17 protein-coding genes are annotated in these 19,507 nt (G+C 62.2%); 12 read left to right on the forward strand and 5 right to left on the reverse strand.

What is annotated here, in order from left to right:
• Positions 1-186 precede the first annotated feature (186 nt).
• From secA to P3R38_RS04525, 4 genes are all read left to right on the forward strand, one after another.
• Complete coding sequence (gene secA / locus P3R38_RS04510; protein WP_027908084.1) at positions 187-2,922, forward strand: preprotein translocase subunit SecA; 2,736 nt, start codon at positions 187-189, stop codon at positions 2,920-2,922.
• A 176-nt stretch (positions 2,923-3,098) separates the two neighbouring features.
• A complete protein-coding gene (gene argJ / locus P3R38_RS04515; protein ID WP_023378842.1) occupies positions 3,099-4,316 on the forward strand; it encodes a bifunctional glutamate N-acetyltransferase/amino-acid acetyltransferase ArgJ in 1,218 nt (405 codons plus the stop codon).
• A gap of 133 nt (positions 4,317-4,449) precedes the next feature.
• Positions 4,450-5,082 carry a glutathione S-transferase family protein gene (locus tag P3R38_RS04520; protein ID WP_023378843.1) on the forward strand — a complete coding sequence of 211 codons (633 nt, stop codon included), beginning with the start codon at positions 4,450-4,452 and terminating at the stop codon, positions 5,080-5,082.
• Positions 5,079-6,023 (forward strand): Nudix family hydrolase, encoded by a 945-nt coding sequence (locus P3R38_RS04525; RefSeq protein WP_023378844.1) that lies wholly within the window; start codon positions 5,079-5,081, stop codon positions 6,021-6,023. Before P3R38_RS04520 ends, P3R38_RS04525 begins: the two co-directional genes overlap by 4 nt.
• 45 nt (positions 6,024-6,068) lie before the next feature.
• Here the strand turns inward: P3R38_RS04525 and P3R38_RS04530 are convergent, their stop codons facing one another.
• Genes P3R38_RS04530 through P3R38_RS04540 form a run of 3 tightly spaced genes read right to left on the reverse strand, consistent with a single transcriptional unit; the run spans position 6,069 to position 9,623 of the window.
• The gene (locus P3R38_RS04530; RefSeq protein WP_023378845.1) at positions 6,069-6,635 is read right to left on the reverse strand and encodes a cob(I)yrinic acid a,c-diamide adenosyltransferase; all 567 of its coding nucleotides are present in this window, start codon (positions 6,633-6,635) and stop codon (positions 6,069-6,071) included.
• A 1-nt stretch (position 6,636) separates the two neighbouring features.
• Complete coding sequence (locus P3R38_RS04535) at positions 6,637-8,667, reverse strand: ATP-binding protein (protein ID WP_023378846.1); 2,031 nt, start codon at positions 8,665-8,667, stop codon at positions 6,637-6,639.
• Between the two features lie 38 nt (positions 8,668-8,705).
• The gene (locus P3R38_RS04540) at positions 8,706-9,623 is read right to left on the reverse strand and encodes a putative 2-dehydropantoate 2-reductase (RefSeq protein ID WP_023378847.1); all 918 of its coding nucleotides are present in this window, start codon (positions 9,621-9,623) and stop codon (positions 8,706-8,708) included.
• A 98-nt stretch (positions 9,624-9,721) separates the two neighbouring features.
• Between P3R38_RS04540 and P3R38_RS04545 the strand changes: the two genes are divergently transcribed.
• The 3 genes from P3R38_RS04545 (at position 9,722) to P3R38_RS04555 (ending at position 12,588) form a co-directional block, all read left to right on the forward strand.
• The gene (locus P3R38_RS04545; protein ID WP_023378848.1) at positions 9,722-10,207 is read left to right on the forward strand and encodes a YajQ family cyclic di-GMP-binding protein; all 486 of its coding nucleotides are present in this window, start codon (positions 9,722-9,724) and stop codon (positions 10,205-10,207) included.
• Positions 10,208-10,321: 114 nt separating this feature from the next.
• A complete protein-coding gene (locus P3R38_RS04550; RefSeq protein WP_023378849.1) occupies positions 10,322-11,161 on the forward strand; it encodes a mechanosensitive ion channel family protein in 840 nt (279 codons plus the stop codon).
• Positions 11,162-11,343: 182 nt separating this feature from the next.
• Entirely contained in the window at positions 11,344-12,588 is a 1,245-nt protein-coding gene (locus tag P3R38_RS04555) for an MFS transporter (RefSeq protein ID WP_027908089.1), read from the forward strand.
• An 83-nt stretch (positions 12,589-12,671) separates the two neighbouring features.
• Here P3R38_RS04555 and P3R38_RS04560 read toward each other — a convergent pair whose 3' ends face one another.
• Together P3R38_RS04560 and P3R38_RS04565 are read right to left on the reverse strand one after the other, a co-directional pair.
• Entirely contained in the window at positions 12,672-14,219 is a 1,548-nt protein-coding gene (locus tag P3R38_RS04560) for an AmpG family muropeptide MFS transporter (RefSeq protein ID WP_023378851.1), read from the reverse strand.
• 43 nt (positions 14,220-14,262) lie between these two features.
• Entirely contained in the window at positions 14,263-14,616 is a 354-nt protein-coding gene (locus P3R38_RS04565) for an MGMT family protein (protein ID WP_023378852.1), read from the reverse strand.
• Between the two features lie 153 nt (positions 14,617-14,769).
• On the opposite strand from P3R38_RS04565, the gene P3R38_RS04570 reads away from it, so the two are divergent.
• The 5 genes from P3R38_RS04570 (at position 14,770) to groL (ending at position 19,436) form a co-directional block, all read left to right on the forward strand.
• Positions 14,770-15,780, forward strand: coding sequence for a DUF481 domain-containing protein (locus P3R38_RS04570; protein WP_023378853.1), 1,011 nt, complete (start codon positions 14,770-14,772; stop codon positions 15,778-15,780).
• Positions 15,781-15,868: 88 nt separating this feature from the next.
• Positions 15,869-16,600, forward strand: coding sequence for a DUF2470 domain-containing protein (locus P3R38_RS04575; RefSeq protein ID WP_023378854.1), 732 nt, complete (start codon positions 15,869-15,871; stop codon positions 16,598-16,600).
• A gap of 66 nt (positions 16,601-16,666) precedes the next feature.
• Entirely contained in the window at positions 16,667-17,128 is a 462-nt protein-coding gene (locus P3R38_RS04580; protein WP_023378855.1) for an FxsA family protein, read from the forward strand.
• Between the two features lie 325 nt (positions 17,129-17,453).
• Positions 17,454-17,747: a co-chaperone GroES gene (locus P3R38_RS04585; RefSeq protein ID WP_009395550.1), complete on the forward strand. Its 294-nt coding sequence runs from the start codon at positions 17,454-17,456 to the stop codon at positions 17,745-17,747.
• Between the two features lie 48 nt (positions 17,748-17,795).
• Positions 17,796-19,436: a chaperonin GroEL gene (gene groL / locus P3R38_RS04590; RefSeq protein ID WP_023378856.1), complete on the forward strand. Its 1,641-nt coding sequence runs from the start codon at positions 17,796-17,798 to the stop codon at positions 19,434-19,436.
• Positions 19,437-19,507 lie beyond the last annotated feature (71 nt).

Raw genomic sequence — 19,507 nt, forward strand, 5'->3', positions numbered from 1 at the left:
TGAACTCAGTGAAAATGACCCTATCTTAGAAACGCCCCCGCCAAAGCGCTGTGCCAGCATCGTGGAAATCCACCACTTTCCTCACCATCGTTTCCGGGTAGAATGCTCGTTCGCATGCGGCCTCAGGGCTGCACGGGCGACTCATGGGGCCGCCCTCCATCCCTACGTGTGGAAGATCCTGCCGATATGTTTGCGCCTTTGTTAAAGAAACTTTTTGGAAGCAAGAACGAGCGTGAAGTCAAACGCATGCTCAAGACGGTGAACATCGTCAATGCTCTCGAAGAGAAGATGGTGGCCCTCTCCGACGAGCAGCTGCGGGGCAAGACCGCAGAGTTCAAGGAGCGCCTGGCCAAAGGCGAGACACTGGACCAATTGCTGCCCGAGGCCTTCGCCGTTGCCCGTGAGGCCGGCAAGCGAGTCATGGGCATGCGTCACTTCGATGTGCAGCTGATCGGCGGCATGACCCTGCACGAGGGTATGATCGCAGAAATGCGCACCGGCGAAGGCAAGACCTTGGTCGGTACCCTGGCCGTCTATCTCAATGCATTGTCCGGCAAGGGCGTGCATGTCGTGACCGTCAACGACTACCTGGCCCGCCGTGACGCCAACTGGATGCGCCCGCTGTACGAATTCCTCGGCCTGACCGTTGGCATCGTATCGGCCTTCCAGCCGCCGGAAGAGAAGCGCGCCGCCTACGCCGCCGACATCACCTACGGCACCAACAACGAATTCGGTTTCGACTACCTGCGCGACAACATGGCCTTCAGCCAGGAAGAGAAGTTCCAGCGTGAACTGAACTTCGCCGTGATCGACGAAGTCGACTCGATCCTCATCGACGAAGCCCGTACCCCGCTGATCATCTCTGGCCAGGCCGAAGACAGCTCGAAGCTGTACATCGAGATCAACCGCCTGATCCCGCGCTTGAAGCAGCACATCGAAGAGGTCGAAGGTCAGGTCACCCAGGAAGGCCACTTCACCATCGACGAGAAGAGCCGCCAGGTCGAACTCAACGAGGCCGGTCACCAGTACATCGAAGAGATGCTGACCCAGGCCGGTCTGCTGGCCGAGGGCGAAAGCCTCTACTCGGCGCACAACCTGGGCCTGCTGACCCACGTCTACGCCGGCCTGCGTGCGCACAAGCTGTTCCACCGCAACGTCGAGTACATCGTCCAGGACGGCCAGGTCCTGCTGATCGACGAGCACACCGGCCGTACCATGCCAGGCCGCCGTCTGTCCGAGGGCCTGCACCAGGCCATCGAGGCGAAGGAAAACCTGAACATCCAGGCCGAAAGCCAGACGCTGGCTTCGACCACCTTCCAGAACTACTTCCGTCTCTACACCAAGCTGTCCGGCATGACCGGTACCGCCGATACCGAAGCGTTCGAATTCGCCCAGATCTACGCTCTCAACGTGATGGTCATTCCGCCTAACAAGCCGCTGGCGCGCAAGGACTTCAACGACCTGGTCTACCTGACCGCGGACGAAAAATATGCCGCGATCATCGCTGACATCAAAGAGAGCCTGAGTCATGGCCGTCCGGTACTGGTAGGTACCGCGACCATCGAAACGTCCGAGCACATGTCGAACCTTCTGAAGAAGGAAGGCATCGACCACAAGGTACTGAACGCCAAGTACCACGAGAAGGAAGCCGAGATCATCGCCCAGGCCGGCGCGCCAGGTGCGCTGACCATCGCCACCAACATGGCCGGTCGCGGTACCGACATCCTGCTGGGCGGCAACTGGGAGGCCGAAGTGGCGGCCTTGGAGAACCCGACCGCCGAGCAGATCGCCCAGATCAAGGCGGATTGGCAGAAACGTCACCAGCAAGTGATCGAGGCTGGCGGCCTGCACGTCATCGCTTCCGAGCGTCACGAATCCCGCCGTATCGACAACCAGCTGCGCGGCCGTTCCGGTCGTCAGGGCGACCCGGGTTCGAGCCGCTTCTACCTGTCGCTGGAAGACAGCCTGATGCGTATCTTCGCCTCCGACCGGGTGAAGAACTTCATGAAGGCCCTGGGCATGCAGTCCGGCGAGGCTATCGAACACCGCATGGTGACCAACGCCATCGAGAAAGCCCAGCGCAAGGTCGAAGGCCGCAACTTCGACATCCGCAAGCAGTTGCTCGAATACGACGACGTGGCCAACGAGCAGCGCAAGGTGATCTACCACATGCGCAACAGCCTGCTGGCCGCCGAGAACATTGGCGATACCATCGAAGAGTTCCGCAAGGAAGTCCTGGATGCCACCATCAGCCAGCACATTCCACCGCAGTCGCTGCCTGAGCAGTGGGACGTGGCCGGTCTGGAAGCGTCGCTGGCCAGCGATTTCGCCATGAAGCTGCCGATCCAGCAGTGGCTCGACGAGGACGATCACCTCTACGAGGAGACCCTGCGCGAGAAGCTGCTGAACGAGATCACCCGCGCCTACACCGAGAAGGAAGACCAGGCCGGCATCGAGGCCCTGCGCACCTTCGAGAAGCAGATCCTGCTGCGCGTGCTGGACGACCTGTGGAAAGACCACCTGTCGACCATGGACCACCTGCGTCACGGTATTCACCTGCGTGGTTACGCGCAAAAGAACCCGAAGCAGGAGTACAAGCGCGAATCGTTCACCCTGTTCCAGGAACTGCTCGAGTCGATCAAGCGCGACACCATTCGTGTGCTGTCCCACGTTCAGGTGCGTCGCGAAGATCCAGCCGAAGAGGAAGCCCGTCTGCGTCGCGAGGCCGAGGAGCTGGCCAGCCGCATGCAGTTCCAGCACGCCGCTGCCCCTGGTCTTGAAGCCGAGCAGCAGAGCGAGGAGGGCGCCGAAGTGGCCGTGGCTGCCGCGCCGGTGCGCAACGAGCAGAAGCTGGGCCGCAACGAGCCGTGCTGGTGTGGTTCGGGCAAGAAGTTCAAGCATTGCCATGGTCAGATCGAGTGATCTGACCTGAGGGGCCGCTCTGCGGCCCTATCGCGACACAAGGCCGCTCCCACAGGTACTGCGCCCAGCTCATCGGCGGCGTGGTATCCGGTGGGAGCGGCTTTGTGTCACGAAGGGGGCGCCAAGCGGCCCCGCTCTACACATTGTTCTCAAACCCTATTTCTAGGAGCGCTCTAATGGCTGTTGGTCTTGGTCCTTTGCCCACCTTGCACCCGGTTCCGGGTTTCGAACTCGGTATTGCATCCGCGGGCATCAAGCGTCCCGGGCGCAAGGATGTGGTGGTCATGCGCTGTGCCGAAGGCTCCAGCGTCGCAGGTGTGTTCACCCTCAATGCCTTCTGCGCAGCGCCGGTGATCCTGTCCAAGCAGCGTGTGCAGGGCACCGTGCGCTACTTGCTGACCAACACCGGCAACGCCAACGCCGGTACCGGCGCTCCTGGTCTGGCCGCTGCCGAGCGTACCTGCGCCAAGCTGGCGGAACTGGCCGGCGTACCTGCCGAATCGGTACTGCCGTTCTCTACCGGTGTCATCGGTGAGCCGCTGCCGGTAGAGAAGATCGAAGGCGCCCTGCAGGCCGCCCTGGACAACCTGTCGGAAAACAACTGGGCTGAAGCCGCCACCGGCATCATGACCACCGACACCCTGCCCAAAGGCGCCAGCCGTCAGTTCCAGCACGATGGCGTGACCGTCACCGTGACCGGCATCAGCAAGGGCGCGGGCATGATCCGTCCGAACATGGCCACCATGCTCGGTTATATCGCCACCGACGCCAAGGTCGCACCGGCGGTGCTCAAGGACCTGATGCTCGATGGCGCCAACAAGTCGTTCAACCGCATCACCATCGACGGCGACACCTCGACCAACGATTGCTGCATGCTCATCGCCACCGGCAAGGCCAACCTGCCGGAGGTCACCCAAGCCAGCGGTGCGCTGTTCGAAGCCCTGAAAAAGGCGGTGTTCGAGGTGTGCATGGAAGTGGCTCAGGCCATCGTCCGTGATGGCGAAGGCGCTACCAAGTTCGTCACCGTTCAGGTCAATGGCGGCGGCAACCACCAGGAGTGTCTGGACGTCGGTTACGCCGTGGCCCACTCGCCGCTGATCAAGACCGCGCTGTTCGCGTCCGACCCGAACTGGGGCCGTATTCTGGCTGCAGTGGGCCGCGCCGGTGTGCCGGAACTGGATGTCAGCCTGATCGACGTGTACCTGGACAACGTCTGCATTGCCAGCAAAGGCGGCCGCAGCCCAAGTTACACCGAAGACCAGGGTGCCAAGGTGATGGCCCAGGAGGAAATCACCATTCGCATCGAGCTGGGCCGTGGCCAGTGCAGCGAAACCATCTGGACCACCGACCTGTCCCACGAGTACGTGAAGATCAACGCCGAATACCGTACCTGATACAAGGTCCTGTTCGCCGGTAAGTCAGCTCCTGCAGGTGCAATGTCCACAGGAGCCGGCTTGCCGTGGTGCCGAACCGCGGCGATAGCCTGCCAGGCAGCCGCCACTCACCCGCATTCAATGGAGCCGACCCATGAGCTATCACCTGATCATCGGCGACAAACGCTATTCTTCGTGGTCGCTACGTGGCGCCCTGGCCCTCGAGCTGGCTGGCGCGGACTATGAAGAAACGCTGATCAAACTCAACCAGCCAGACACCCGCCAGCGCATCCTTCAGTACTCCGCTACCGGCAAGGTGCCATTGCTCAAGACCGAGCACGGCGTGATCGCCGATTCCCTGGCGATTGCCGAATACCTCAACGAACGCCACCCCGCTGCCCAGCTATGGCCTGCAGATATCGCAGCGCGTGCGCAGGCCCGCTCGGCCTGCGCTCAGATGCACAGCGGGTTCACCGCCTTGCGCAGTGCCATGCCTTTCGACTTGTCCCGAGACGCCGCCCTGGAGAGCATCCCGCTGGAGGTGCAAGTGGACATCGATCGTATCGTCGCGTTGTGGTCGGAGTGCCGCCTGGTGGCCAAGGACAGTGGCCCGTTCCTGTTCGGCAAGCCGACCCTGGCCGATGCCTTCTTCGCGCCGGTCGCCGTACGCCTGCGTACCTATCGAGTCGATGTGCCGGCGCATGCGGCGGCCTACATCGAAACCCTCTACCAGTGGCCGGCCTTCCAGGCCTGGCAGAAAGCAGGACTCGCGGAGCGTGAAGGGTGAAACGGATTCATGTCGTAGCAGCGGTCATTCGCGGTGGTGACGGCCGGATCCTTATCGCCCGGCGTGCCGATAGCCAGCATCAGGGTGGCCTGTGGGAGTTCCCTGGGGGCAAGGTGGAGGAGGGCGAAGGCGTCGAGTCGGCGCTGGTCCGCGAGTTGCGCGAGGAGTTGGGCATCGAGGTGACCCGTTCGCGACCGCTGATCAAGGTCAGCCATGACTACCCGGACAAGCAGGTGTTGCTGGATGTCCATGAAGTCGACGCCTTCACCGGCGAACCTCATGGTGCCGAAGGGCAGCCGCTGGCCTGGGTAGCCCCGCGTGATCTTGGGCAGTACGCGTTCCCGGAAGCCAACAAGCCGATCGTCGCTGCCGCGCGGTTGCCGGATCAGTATCTGATTACCCCGGACGGGCTTGAGGTACCCGAGATGCTCAAGGGCATCCAGAAGGCCGTCGCCTCGGGTATCCGTCTGATCCAGCTGCGGGCACCGGACATGTACGACCCCAAGTACCGGGATGTGGCGGTGGACGCGGTTGGCCTTTGTGCTGGCAAGGCGCAACTGATGCTCAAGGGGCCGCTGGAGTGGCTGGGCGACTTCCCCGCGGCTGGTTGGCACCTCACCGCCGCGCAGTTGCGTAAGTATGCGGCCAAGGGCCGACCGTTCCCGACGGCGCGTTGGCTGGCGGCGTCCTGCCATAATGCAGAGGAACTGGCGTTGGCCGAACGGATGGGCGTGGACTTCGTCACCCTGTCGCCGGTTCAGCCGACCCAGACCCATCCAGAGGCGGCGCCACTGGGCTGGGATGCGGCGCGGCAGATGATTGCCGGTTTCAACCAACCGGTATTCTTGCTGGGTGGGGTTGGACCCAGTGAGCGCGAGCGTGCCTGGGACGTCGGGGCACAGGGCGTTGCGGGGATCCGGGCCTTCTGGCCTGAGGTCTGAACGGCGGGGCCGCTGAGCGGCCCTTGCGCGACACAAGGTCCACCGTCAGTCTGGCGTCTTCCCTGTAGGCTGCCACAAGACCTCAGCGATTCCTTGGCGGCGCCCAATGATGCGGGCCGCCACGAACAGCAGATCGGAAAGCCGGTTGATGTAGGCCAGGCCCACGCCTTCGAGCGGTTCTACGGCGTTCAACTGCTGACACCGGCGTTCCGCAGTGCGGGCCAGGCTCCGACACACATGGGCCTGGGCCACCAGAGCAGAGCCGCTGGGCAGAATGAAATTCTTCAACGGCCCCAGCTCTTCGTTCCACACGTCGATGGCGGCTTCCAGTCGCTCCACCTCGGCCTGGTCCAGCGCCTGGTAACTTGGCATTGCCAGCTCGCCACCCAGGTCGAACAACCGATGCTGGCACGGCGCAAGCACCTCGCTCACTTCATCCAGCCCTTGTTCGGCCAGGCCGGCCAGCAGTAGCCCAAGCTGGCTGTTAAGACTGTCCACTTCGCCGATCGCCTCGATCCGTGGATGGTCCTTGGGGACGCGACGACCGTCGCCCAGGCCGGTTTCGCCTTTGTCGCCGGTGCGTGTGTAGATCTTTGAAAGGCGGTAGCCCATGTCATGCCTCCGTTGTGCCTGGCGCCGCCGTGGTCGGCTGGCCGAGGGGCAGGCGCAGAGTGAAGCAGGTGCCTTGGCCCGGCGTGGACTGCACCTCCATCTGCCCTTTGTGGTTGTTGGTGATGATGAAATAAGAGACCGACAACCCAAGGCCTGTACCCTGGCCCACTTCCTTGGTGGTGAAGAAGGGCTCGAACATGCGCTTGCGCACTGTTTCGGGCATGCCGATGCCGTTGTCTTCCACTTGGATTTCCGCCCAAGGCGGATTGAGCCGGGTACGCAGCGTGATGCGTCCGGGTTCGCAAGGTTGCGGGCGCTGGTGAATCGCCTGGGCGGCGTTCTTCAGCAGGTTGAGCAGTACCTGTTCGAGCTCGTTGGCGGTGCAAGGGACCGGCCCCAGCTCAGGGTCGAACTGGCGGACGATGGCTTGTCCTTTGAAGTCGAAACCGATGGTGAGGTCGAAGTCGTTGCTGGCGATGTCCACTGCCTGATCGATCAAGGCGGGCAGGTCGCACGGCGCCAGTTGCCGATTGCTGCGGCGACTGAAGCTGAGCATGTGGGTAACGATCTTCGCCGCACGCGTGCCGGCCTGCTGGATGCCGTCGAGTAACTGAGGAACGTCGCGGCTCTCCAGATAGCGATTGACGTTGGACAGGTCGATGCCCAGCTCGCTGGCTTGCTCCTGGTTACGGGGCAGCTCTGGCGACAGGCGCCGTCGGATGTTCTGCACGTTGTGCAAGATGGCGCCCAACGGGTTGTTGATCTCATGGGCCATGCCTGCGGCCAGGCCGCCGACCGACAGCATCTTCTCCGACTGCACCATCATTTCTTCCAGTGACAGGCGTTGAGTGATGTCGTCGATGCGGATCACCACGCCGCGGCCGCCGCCGCCCATCAACGGGTAGAACGTCAACGCGTAATGGCGCAGGTCGTCCCCCTTGGGCCAGGTGACCCGCTCTATCTTGGCTACGCGGTGCTTCTCGACGCTTTCCTTGAGCTGCGGCAGGAAGGGCTTGAGCGGCTCGAAGGCGATGAAGATCGGCTGGTTCAGCGCTTCGTCCAGGGGCGTGCCGGAGAGCACCGTGGCCTCATGGTTCCATTGGGTGACGTAGAGCTGCTCGTCCAGGGCGATCAGGGCCGATGGCATCGAGTCAATGATGCTGTTGAGGTAGTTCTGGAAGCCGGTGAGCTTTTTCTCGATCTTGCTGCGTACCTGAACTTCCAGTTCCAGTTTACGGTTGGTGTGGCGGGTTTCCTCGGCAAGACCCTGGGCCTGGTCATAGGCCGTCTGGAATTCATCTCGGGCGCGCTTGAGTTGCTGCTCTCGCGCCTCGATGCGCGACAACATGGTGTTAAAGGCTTCGGCCAGACTGCCGATCTCGTCCTCGTTGCCACGCTTGGCACGCAGGGCGTAGCTCTCTTCGCGGGTGACCTGGCGGCTGAGTTCCTCGAGCTGGTTGATCGGCTGTGTGATCAGCCGCTTGATCTGTCTGGCGATGACCACCCACAACAGGATACTGAATATCAGGATGGCCAGGCTGGCGCTGAGCGTGCCGGTGTAGAAAGCGGTCGGTAGCTCGCTGCTGGCCACCAGCAGCAGGTGGGCTGGCGGACTGGCGTCCCGGGGGATGCGGATCAGTTGCGTACTGCGAAACTCCATCAGCCGCCAACCGTCGATATTGCGGTAGCGCTTGGGCAAGGTCAGTGGGTCGCCATGCTGGAGCTGCGCGAGCATGCGGCCGTCACCGCCGTAGATCGCGGCGGCGCGCAGAGGGGTGTAGCTGTCCAGTTCCTTGAGCAGGGCGCTGGCCGACTCCGGGCTATCGCCCGCGCGGGTCGACAGCTGGGGGTTGGCCACCAGCCGGCCGATGGTCTGCAGTGCCTGGGGCGCCATGCTCTCCTGGGTGATCCAGTAGGCGGCGCTGATGAACGTCAGGTTGGCCACCAGCAAAATGGTGACCAGCAGTACCAGCAGGGCAGCCAGCAGTTTCTGACCTACCGGGAGGTTTTCCAGGCGTTGGCGCAGGGTCATGGGCAAGGCAATGTCCGTATCGGGTTCAATGGCCAGCGTCAGGCGCTGGGCAAGCCGCGGGCCTGCAGGTTATCGACCAGGCGCTGGTGCAACTGTTCCAGCTGCGGCAGGGCTACGCCATGACGGGTGGCGACCCGGCATGCATGGCCGAGCAGGTAATGCACCTCGGTACGTCGGCCGGCCCGCACATCCTGATACATGGAAGAGTAGTTGGCGGCGGTGGCGAGGATCACCCGCTGTACTTCTTCATCGAGGTTTTCCGCTGCCTGGGGCTGACCGCAATGGCACAGCAGCGCGCCCAGCTCGGCGCAAACGGCGTCGACTTCCGGTAGATGCCCCAGCAACCCGCCGTTGTGACAATCATGCAGCACGGTCAGCGGGTTGATGGCGCAGTTCAGCGCGAGTTTGCGCCACAGCCGGGTAAGGATATCCACCGTCCATTCGGCGGGAATCCCCGCCTCATGCAGGTCATCGAACCATTCCGGCGTGCTGGGGTTGACCGGGTCGCCCAGCCAGTTGAAACCATGGCCGGCAAAGCGGACCCGCCAATCATCCTCACGGAACGCGCCTTCGGTGCTCGAGGCGAAGATGCACCGGGCATGGGGGACCTGGTCGGCCACCTCATCCTGGCTACCCAGGCCATTTTGCAGCAGCACGATTTCTGCGCCTTCGGCCAGCCTGGGCGCCAGGTGAGCGACGGCTGGCGCGGCGTCATACGCCTTGCAGGCGACCAGCAGGCGGTGGATCGGCCCGTGGGCCGCAGCGGTTTCGGCGGGTATCGCGTAACGGTTCGAGAGGTCCTGCTCGAGCAGGGTCAGCCCTCCGGCTTGCTGATAAGCCTTCAGGCGACGCTCATCGCGCAGGATCAACCGTACTGCCTTGCCTGCCCGTGCCAGGCGGCAGGCCCACAGGCTGCCGAGGCTGCCGGCGCCGAGAATATGCCAGGTGCTGCTCATCTGCGTTTCGCAACCCGTTATAATGAGCTCGCATTTTAACCGTCAAACCCCGCGCGCTCCATCTTCACGCCGAGCGCGCTTTTATTTTGGAGAACAACATGCCTTCGTTCGACGTGGTATCGGAACTGGACAAGCACGAAGTGCAGAACGCTGTCGACAACGCCATCAAGGAATTGGACCGTCGCTACGACCTCAAGGGCAAGGGCAGCTTCGAGTTCAAGGAAAAGGAGCAGACCGTGCTTTTGACCGCCGAAGCCGAGTTCCAGCTTGAGGCGATGGTCGAGATCCTGCGCCTGGCCCTGGTCAAGCGCAAGATCGACGTAAAGTGCCTGGAAGTGAAGGACGCCTATCCTTCGGGCAAGGAAATGAAGCAGGAAACCAAGTTCCGCGAAGGTATCGACAAAGACTTGGCCAAGAAGATCGTCGCTACCATCAAGGACGGCAAGCTGAAGGTCCAGGCTGCCATCCAGGGCGAGCAGGTACGCGTCACCGGCAAGAAGCGTGACGACCTGCAGGAAGCGATCGCCCTGCTGCGCACCAAGGAATTCGACATGCCGCTGCAGTTCAACAACTTCCGCGATTGATCTGTCCGGCGCAGGAACCTTGGTGGCGTATTGATGTCCACCGGTTCCTGCGGCCGCTGAACGCTCCGCGGACCGTTTTACTGTGCAATTGCCGCTCGGCATCAGGAGATGAATATGGATTTGAACGCTGAAGTCGATCAGCTGGTCCGCCAATCGCAGACCTGGATTCCCTTGATCATGGAGTACGGCAGCCGCCTCTTGCTGGCGCTGTTGACCCTGGCCATCGGCTGGTGGTTGATCAACAAGCTCAGTGCGCGGCTGGGCAAACTGGTGGGGCTGCGGGCCGATGTGGCGCTGCAAAGCTTCATCAGCACCTTGGCCAACATCGTACTCAAGGTGCTGCTGGTCGTCAGCGTGGCGTCGATGATCGGCATCGAGACCACCTCGTTCGTTGCGGCTATCGGTGCCGCTGGCCTGGCCATTGGCCTGGCCTTGCAAGGTAGCCTGGCGAACTTCGCCGGCGGCGTGCTGATTCTGATGTTCCGCCCATTCCGAATTGGCGACTGGATCGAAGCTCAGGGTGTCAGTGGCACCGTCGACAGCATCCAGATCTTCCACACCGTGCTGCGTACCGGTGACAACAAGACCGTGATCATGCCCAACGGCAGCCTGTCCAATGGCATCATCACCAACACCAACCGTCAGCCTACCCGCAAGGTGGTGTTCGATGTCGGCGTGGACTACGAGGCCGACCTGCAGAAGGCGCGTAATGTGCTGCTGGAGCTGGCGCAAGACCCTCGCGTGCTGCCCGACCCTGCGCCGCAGGCGGTAGTTGCGACGCTGGGTGACAGCTCGATCACGGTGTCCCTGCGTCTGTGGACCAAGACCGCCGATTACTGGGACGTGATGTTCATGCTCAACGAGCATGCCCGTGACCGGTTGAAGGCTGAGGGTATCGACATTCCGTTCCCGCAGCGCGTCATTCGCGTGGTGCAGGAGACGGTGGCGTCGTAAGCTACCAGTGCAAGGGGCTGCTGTGCAGCCCACTCGCGACACGAGGCCGCTCCGACGGGTACAGCGTATGGCTGCTACCTGCGGGGCGGTTTCTGTTTTTCCACCGTTACACTTGTTCACAGCCAAAGCTCGCCGTTTCTGGCATATAGGCTGGCCCAAGCTATTTCCACCCGATACCCACCATGAAGCCATTGTTGTACATCACCCCCCTCAGGGCCCTGCTGTTCGGCCTGACCCTTGCCCTGTTCGAGCTGCTGACTTACCTGGCCAGCGATGCGGTCATGCCTGCCATGCCGGTGGTGGTCGATCATTTGAACGCCAGCCCCGAATACATACCTCACGCCCTGAACCTCTACCTGCTCGGTGGTGTGGTCCTGCAGTGGCTGATCGGTCCATTGGCCGACCGCTACGGGCGTCGCCCCCTGCTGTTGGCCGGTTGCGCCTTCTTCGGCGTGGCTTGCCTGGCGACCTTCTGGGTGAACGACATTGGCCTGTTCAACCTGCTACGCCTGTTGCAGGGCATCGGCCTTGGCTTCGTGGTCACGGTCAGTTATCCAGCCCTGAACGAAGCCTTTAGCGAAGCGGATGCGGTGCGGATGATGGCCCTGTTGGCCAATATCGCCCTGCTGTCGCCATTGCTCGGCCCGCTGGTGGGCACGCTGCTGTTGCAATGGCTGGACTGGCGTTACCTGTTCGTCGCCTTCGCGGTTGGTGCGGTGCTGACGTGGGTGCTGTTGCACCGGTTGATGCCGGAAACCCTGGGCGTCGAGCGTCGCGATGGCTCGCGCCTGGCGTTCACGCCGATCCACTTGCTGCCGTTGCTGGCGGGCTACGCCCAACTACTGAGTAACCGCCGCTTCGTCGCTGGTAGTGCCGCGCTTGGCCTTGTCGGCCTGCCTCTGATCGGCTGGATTGGCCTGTCGCCGGTGTTGCTGATCCACGACGAAGGGCTGAGCACGATGGCGTATGCCCTGTGGCAGTTGCCGGTGTTTGGCGGTTTGATCCTGGGTAACCTGATCATCAACCGCATCGCCGACCGCTACCCGCTGCCAGCACTGGTGCGGGGTGCGCTATGGCCTTACCTGGCCGGTCTGTGCCTGATGGCCGTGGCGACCTGGTACTGGCCTACCGTGACCAGCGTGGTCGCAGGCATGTCCTTGTATGCGCTGGGGCTGGGGGTGGCCAATGCGGTGCTGTATCGCATGACGTTGTTCGCCAGCGAGCAGAGCAAAGGGCTGGTGTCGGCGATGCTGGGGATGATCACCATCGCTTTACTGGGACTGGGCGGGGCGGTATTGGCGATGATCGGGGCGGGCGCCAGCCTGCTGCACTTTGCCCTGGCCGCGGGTGCAGCCGGGGCGCTGGCGCTTTGGCCGCTGTGGTTCGTGGTGGGTGGACGGCCTGGGGAAGGGGCGGTCGCTCAGTAATACTCATGCCCCTATCGCCAGCCAGGTGGTCACCGGCAGGAGCCGGCTTGCCGGCGATAGGATCCGTTGAATCGGTACCCGCCTCAGGGCCGTTCGGCCGCTGAATTCTCCGCCGGCACCTGCTTGCCACGCCCCACTTCCTGATGCCACTGCAGCGCGATCAGAATCAGCGTCGGCACCCCAAGCAAGGCAGTGATCAGGAAGAAGTCGTGGTAGCCGAACTTCTCCACCATCACGCCGGAATACCCGCCAATCAGGCGTGGCAGCAACAGCATGATCGAGCTCAGCAGGGCGTACTGGGTGGCCGAGAACTTGAGGTTGGTCAGGCTCGACAGGTAGGCGACGAATGCCGAAGTCGCCATGCCGGAGCTGAAGTTGTCCAGCGAGATGGTGACCACCAGCATTTCGAGGTTCGGCCCCATGTCCGCCAGCATCAGGAACAGGATGTTGGTTGCCGCCGAGGCCACGCCACCGATGAACAGGATCGGCAGGATGCCGAATCGCACGATCAGCAAGCCGCCGATCCCCGCGCCCACCAGGGTCATGATCAGGCCGAAGATCTTGCTGACACTGGCGATCTGGTCCTTTGTGAAGCCCATGTCGATGTAGAACACGTTGGCCATCACCCCCATGACCGTGTCCGACATGCGGTAGGTTGCGATCAGGCCAAGCAGCAACAGGGCCTGCCAGCGATAACGGGCGATGAAGTCGTTGACCGGCGTGAGCACTGGCGCCAGGCCTCGGCGGCCCAGGGACGACAGGCAGGCCCAGGTCAGCAGCACGTAGAGAATCAGGCGCAGGAAGGCACGGTCTTCCAGCAGCAGGTCGAGCGGGGTGGCATCACCGAAGATCACGCTAGCCCAGTCGGTGTTGAACAGCTGGGTGAAACTGGCGGGTACCGACACCAGCAGGATGATCAGCACGAACACCGACGCCAGCTGGTGAACCAGCCCGTAGCGTGCCGCAGACAGCTGGGTGCGCAGGGGGACTGGAGGTTCGCGCATCACCAGGGTGGTGAACACTGCCGGAAGCATCATCACGCCGAACAGAATGTAGGTCCCAGCCCAGGCCTTGTGCAGGTAGCTGAAGCCCGTGGAGCCGAACCATTCGGCGAAGAACAGCGCGCCCGCGGTGGCCAGCAGCGCTGCGACGCGGTAACCCGCCATGTAGCTGGCGGCCAGGGCAGCCTGACGTTGGTCGTCGGCGATTTCCAGACGATAGGCGTCGACGGCGATGTCCTGGGTGGCGGAGGCGAATGCCACCAGCACCGCCAGTGCAATCAGCCACGACAGGTGCTGCTGTGGGTCGCACAGGCTCATGCCCACCAGGCCGATGACCACCAGGCTCTGCGACAGCAACAGCCATGAGCGGCGGCGGCCAAGGCCACCGAGCAACGGCAGGCGCCATTGGTCGAGCAGCGGCGACCAGACCCACTTGAAGGCATAGGCCAGGCCGATCAGGCTGGCGTAACCAATGGTCTCGCGGGCCACACCCGCTTCGCGCAACCACACCGACAGCGTCGAGAACACCAGCATGTAGGGCAGACCGGCGGCGAAGCCGAGCAGCAAAAGCACCAAGGTTGACGGGCTGGCATAGGCAGCGAGCGCAGCGCGCCAGGTTTTACGGGGCATGGGCCAACATCTGCCTCAAAATTGCGAAAACAAAGCGCGCACTCTAACCGCTGTGCTCCATCGGGCGCCAGCCATGGCGCGTCATATCCACACGATTATTGGTCACATTCACACCTTCCGCGCGCAGTCGGGCGCGCTGTTCATCGCCCGAAGGCGTGCCCAGCGCCAGGCTCAGGCGGCCGCCCGAACCCAAGACACGGTGCCATGGCAGGCGAGTGTCGGCGGGCAGTTGCCCCAATGTGCGTCCGACCCAACGCGCTGCGCGTCCCAGTCCTGCCAGCTCGGCCAGTTGGCCGTAGCTTACGACCTTGCCGGCAGGCACCTGTCCCAGCACCGAATAGAGTGCCGTTCGTCGGGCGTCTGGGCTGTCTTGGACAGGCGCGTTTTCGCCAGACATCAGGGCTGCCCTGCGCTACGGATGAAACCGGATGAGTGGTCGGGGTAAATGAGAGTTGAACTCATCGGCATGGTCTGTGTCTGTCCTTGCTCTGGTCGTGGGTATCTGGATAATGCCCGGCTTTTTTCGTCAAATCGAACCCATAGTCCGCTTATGCATTCTAGATTCGTGTTGTGCCTGCTTGCCGTTTCCCTGTGCGCCGCTCCTGCGTTCGCCGATACCGTGTGGATGAAGAACGGCGACCGGCTCAGTGGCAAGATCAAGGTGTTCGACGGCGGCAAGCTGCTGCTCGAAACGCCATACGGCGGCTCCATTGCCCTGGACTGGAAACAGGTCCAGACCCTCGAAAGTGATCAGGAGCTGCTGGTCAAGCAAGACGCCTACACCGGTGAAAAGGCCAAGTCGCTCAAGGCTGCCGAGCCTGGCAAGGTCACCCTGGCCAATGGCGAAGCACCCAAGACCGTCGACCTGGCCAGCATCGAGCAGATCATGAAGCCCAAGCCGGTGGTCGAGGACCTTCTGTGGAAAGGCAACATCGACGTCGCCATGGACTACAAGCGCGCTGAGTCCGACAGCGACGATTATGACGTCAGCTTCAAGACCACCGGTCGCCATGGGCGTTGGCGGCACAATGCCGAAGGCGAGTACAACCGCGAGACCAAGGACGACGTCACCACCACCAACAACTGGAGTGCCGAATACGCACTGGACCGCTTCATCACCGAGAAGTGGTTCTGGAAGGGGCGTTTGGAATACAAACGCGACCATATCGAAGACCTGGCTCGCCAGCGGACCGTGGGTACGGGCCCGGGTTACCAGTTCTGGGACGACGAGTTGGGTGCATTCTCCTTGAGCACCCTGGTCAACCGCACCGATTTCGAATACCGCGACGGCGGCAAGGACAACTTCTATTCCACGACGGTGAAGTGGGACTACAACCGCTACCTGATCGGCAAGCGGGTCGAGTTGTTCACCAACGGTGAGATCGGCAAGCCCCTGGGGGGCGTGGCCAACTACTCGCTGGATGCCGAACTGGGGCTTCGTTACAAGGTGACCGAATGGGCCTCGCTCAACCTCAAGGCGGAAAAGGACGTCATCAGCGGCACGCGTGAAAGTGACCTGGACAAGACCCGCTACACCGCAGGCTTCGGCGTCGCCTGGTAGGCTGCGGCGTTCCTTCGCCTGATTGTGGCACCCGGCTTCGATAGTGCTTATCTTGTCCCCATCCCTATCACCGCCAGGAGTGCCCTTCGTGAGTACCAACGCCATTCGTCCCGCCCGCGAACTGCTGCTCAAGGAATACCGCGGCGTGCTCTCGACCCATTCCAAGTCCATGCCGGGCTATCCCTTTGGCTCGGTGGTACCGTACTGCCTGGACGCCCAGGGCAATCCGTTGATCCTCATCAGTCGCATCGCCCAGCACACCCACAACCTGCAGAAAGACCCCAAGTGCTCGCTGCTGGTCGGTGAACGCGATGCCGAGGACGTGCAGGCCGTTGGGCGCCTGACGGTCATGGCCCAGGCCCACAAGCTGGTGGCTGAGGCCGAGATCGAGGCTGCGGCCGAGCGCTACTACCGCTACTTCCCCGAAGCCGCCAATTACCATAAAGCCCACGATTTCGACTTCTGGGTGTTGCAGCCTGTGCGCCATCGCTACATCGGCGGCTTCGGCGCCATCCATTGGCTGGACCAGATAACCCTGGCCAACCCGTTCGTGGGCAAGGCCGAGGCCAGCATGATCGCGCACATGAACAGCGATCATGCCAACGCCATCGCCCACTATGTCGAGCTCAGCGGCCTGCCGCGCAGCGCGACGCCGGAAATGGTCGGCATCGACAGCGAAGGCATGCACTTGCGCATCGGGCAGGGTGTTCACTGGTTGCCTTTCCCCAGCACTTGCAACACCCCGACACAAGTCCGCGAAGCCTTGGTGTTGCTGGCCCGCGCCGACCAATGGCCGGTCGCGACAGAAATCGAGGGTTGAAAAGGCGAGCAAACGCATCCATTTGAGGTTCTTACTGGGAGATTGTCTTCCGTCGAGGAACACTTGATGCGTGCTTTTCTACTGCTGTTTCTGATTTTTCCCGTGCTGGAGCTGTTCGTCTTCGTCAAGGTCAGCGCGGCGATCGGTTTCTTCCCGGCGTTGCTGTTGATCATCGCCGGTTCTGCACTGGGTGTGCTGGTCATTCGCGTGGCCGGTCTGGCCACCGCCTTGCGTGCCCGTGAAAGCCTGCAGCGCGGCGAACTGCCCGCTGAGGACATGTTCCAGGGCCTGATGCTGGCCGTCGGTGGTGGCCTGCTGTTGCTGCCTGGCTTCATCAGCGACGTGCTGGGCCTTTTGTGCCTTCTGCCTTTCACCCGCCACCTGGCCGCGCGCAAGATGCGCGAGCGGGCCGAGGCCCAGGCCATGCGCCAGCGAGCCTTCCAGGATGACCCGTTCCAGGCTCGACCCAACGATGCAGGCCATCGCCCCAATGTGATCGAGGGTGAGTACGAGCGCCGCGACAAATAAGATCCAGGGTCGCTGTTGGCCCCCTTCACGACACCAGGGCCGCTCCGGCAATCGTCCGCAGGAGCGGCCTTGTGTCGTGAAAGGGGCACCGCAGCGGCGCCGGTTTCTGGGTCACCTGGTGGTCTGATAAAAAATTTTCCATGGCAAACCTTGTAATTGAATATGACGGCCTCATGTATGTGGTCACCGCAAGGTTTCTGGTGGTGACACCAGACATTACACAGGTGGTTCGCTCCAAGCGGGCCACTCCCGGCTACGCCGGATCGTATCAACCCGCCGGTGTCGACACCGGCCGATGAAAACCACAATTTGGGAGAGATCGACAATGAAGCTTCGTCCTCTGCATGACCGCGTAGTCATCCGTCGCAGCGAAGAAGAATCGAAAACCGCTGGCGGTATCGTCCTGCCGGGTTCGGCCGCTGAAAAACCAAACCGCGGCGAAGTTGTCGCCGTGGGCACCGGTCGCATCCTGGACAACGGCGAAGTACGTGCACTGGCCGTCAAAGTGGGTGACAAAGTGGTTTTCGGCCCTTACTCGGGCAGCAACACCGTGAAAGTCGATGGCGAAGACCTGCTGGTGATGAGCGAGAACGAAATCCTCGCCGTCGTTGAAGGCTAATTTCCCCGACTTCCCGTTACTCCAAAGAATTTCAAGGATTAAACGATCATGGCTGCTAAAGACGTAAAATTCGGCGATTCCGCCCGTAAGAAAATGCTGGTTGGCGTCAACGTTCTGGCTGACGCGGTAAAAGCGACCCTGGGCCCGAAAGGCCGTAACGTTGTCCTGGCCAAGAGCTTCGGCGCTCCGACCATCACCAAAGACGGTGTTTCGGTTGCCAAGGAAATCGAACTGAAAGACGCCTTCGAAAACATGGGCGCCCAGTTGGTCAAAGAAGTGGCTTCCAAGGCCAACGACGCTGCCGGTGACGGCACCACCACCGCCACCGTTCTGGCTCAGGCCATCGTCAACGAAGGCCTGAAGGCCGTCGCTGCCGGCATGAACCCGATGGACCTCAAGCGCGGCATCGACAAGGCCACCGCTGCCATCGTCGCCGAGCTGAAGAACCTGTCCAAGCCATGCGCTGACTCCAAGGCCATCGCCCAGGTAGGTACCATCTCCGCCAACTCCGACACCTCGATCGGTGAAATCATCGCCGAAGCCATGGAAAAAGTCGGCAAAGAAGGCGTGATCACCGTTGAAGAAGGCTCGGGCCTGGAAAACGAACTGTCCGTCGTAGAAGGCATGCAGTTCGACCGTGGCTACCTGTCGCCGTACTTCGTCAACAAGCCAGACACCATGGTTGCCGAGCTGGAAGGCCCGCTGCTGCTGCTGGTCGACAAGAAGATCTCCAACATCCGCGAGCTGCTGCCAGTTCTGGAAGCCGTTGCCAAGGCCGGCCGTCCTCTGCTGATCGTTGCCGAAGACGTCGAAGGCGAAGCCCTGGCTACCCTGGTGGTCAACAACATGCGCGGTATCGTCAAGGTTGCTGCGGTCAAGGCACCTGGCTTCGGCGACCGCCGCAAGGCCATGCTGCAGGACATCGCCACCCTGACTGGCGGCCAGGTCATCTCCGAAGAAATCGGTCTGACCCTGGAAACCACTACCCTGGAGCACCTGGGTAACGCCAAGCGCGTCATCCTGTCCAAGGAAAACACCACCATCATCGACGGCGCTGGCGCCGACGCTGACATCGAAGCACGCGTCAAGCAGATCCGTGCCCAGATCGAAGAAACCTCTTCGGACTACGACCGTGAGAAGCTGCAAGAGCGTCTGGCCAAACTGGCTGGCGGTGTTGCCGTGATCAAGGTCGGTGCTGGCACCGAAGTTGAAATGAAAGAGAAGAAAGCCCGCGTCGAAGACGCCCTGCACGCTACCCGTGCAGCCGTCGAAGAAGGCGTAGTGCCTGGCGGTGGTGTTGCGCTGGTTCGCGCCCTGCAAGCCGTTGCCGACCTCAAGGGCGACAACGAAGACCAGAACGTCGGTATCGCGCTGCTGCGCCGTTCGGTCGAAGCGCCGCTGCGCCAGATCACTGCCAACGCCGGCGACGAGCCAAGCGTTGTCGCTGACAAGGTTAAGCAAGGTTCGGGCAACTACGGCTACAACGCTGCTACTGGCGAATACGGCGACATGATCGAGATGGGTATCCTGGACCCAGCCAAGGTCACCCGTTCGGCTCTGCAAGCTGCAGCTTCGATCGGCGGTCTGATGATCACCACCGAAGCCATGGTTGCTGACCTGCCGGAAGACAAGCCAGCTGCTGGCATGCCTGACATGGGCGGCATGGGTGGCATGGGCGGCATGATGTAAGCCAGCCTTACCCCCTGCACCATGAAAAAGCCCCGGCTCGCGAGAGTCGGGGCTTTTTCATGGGCGTTCGC

The organism is Pseudomonas sp. NyZ480, assembly GCF_029537255.1.
Classification (GTDB): Bacteria; Pseudomonadota; Gammaproteobacteria; order Pseudomonadales; family Pseudomonadaceae; genus Aquipseudomonas; species Aquipseudomonas taiwanensis.

Coding starts and splice junctions, on each gene's coding strand:
- P3R38_RS04520 (WP_023378843.1), top strand. CDS start 4,450: ATGAGCTATCACCTGATCATCGGCGACAAACGCTATTCTTCGTGGTCG.
- P3R38_RS04540 (WP_023378847.1), bottom strand. CDS start 9,623: ATGAGCAGCACCTGGCATATTCTCGGCGCCGGCAGCCTCGGCAGCCTG.
- P3R38_RS04530 (WP_023378845.1), bottom strand. CDS start 6,635: ATGGGCTACCGCCTTTCAAAGATCTACACACGCACCGGCGACAAAGGC.
- argJ (WP_023378842.1), top strand. CDS start 3,099: ATGGCTGTTGGTCTTGGTCCTTTGCCCACCTTGCACCCGGTTCCGGGT.
- P3R38_RS04580 (WP_023378855.1), top strand. CDS start 16,667: ATGCGTGCTTTTCTACTGCTGTTTCTGATTTTTCCCGTGCTGGAGCTG.
- P3R38_RS04535 (WP_023378846.1), bottom strand. CDS start 8,667: ATGACCCTGCGCCAACGCCTGGAAAACCTCCCGGTAGGTCAGAAACTG.
- P3R38_RS04560 (WP_023378851.1), bottom strand. CDS start 14,219: ATGCCCCGTAAAACCTGGCGCGCTGCGCTCGCTGCCTATGCCAGCCCG.
- P3R38_RS04555 (WP_027908089.1), top strand. CDS start 11,344: ATGAAGCCATTGTTGTACATCACCCCCCTCAGGGCCCTGCTGTTCGGC.
- P3R38_RS04570 (WP_023378853.1), top strand. CDS start 14,770: ATGCATTCTAGATTCGTGTTGTGCCTGCTTGCCGTTTCCCTGTGCGCC.
- P3R38_RS04585 (WP_009395550.1), top strand. CDS start 17,454: ATGAAGCTTCGTCCTCTGCATGACCGCGTAGTCATCCGTCGCAGCGAA.
- P3R38_RS04565 (WP_023378852.1), bottom strand. CDS start 14,616: ATGTCTGGCGAAAACGCGCCTGTCCAAGACAGCCCAGACGCCCGACGA.
- secA (WP_027908084.1), top strand. CDS start 187: ATGTTTGCGCCTTTGTTAAAGAAACTTTTTGGAAGCAAGAACGAGCGT.
- P3R38_RS04550 (WP_023378849.1), top strand. CDS start 10,322: ATGGATTTGAACGCTGAAGTCGATCAGCTGGTCCGCCAATCGCAGACC.
- groL (WP_023378856.1), top strand. CDS start 17,796: ATGGCTGCTAAAGACGTAAAATTCGGCGATTCCGCCCGTAAGAAAATG.
- P3R38_RS04545 (WP_023378848.1), top strand. CDS start 9,722: ATGCCTTCGTTCGACGTGGTATCGGAACTGGACAAGCACGAAGTGCAG.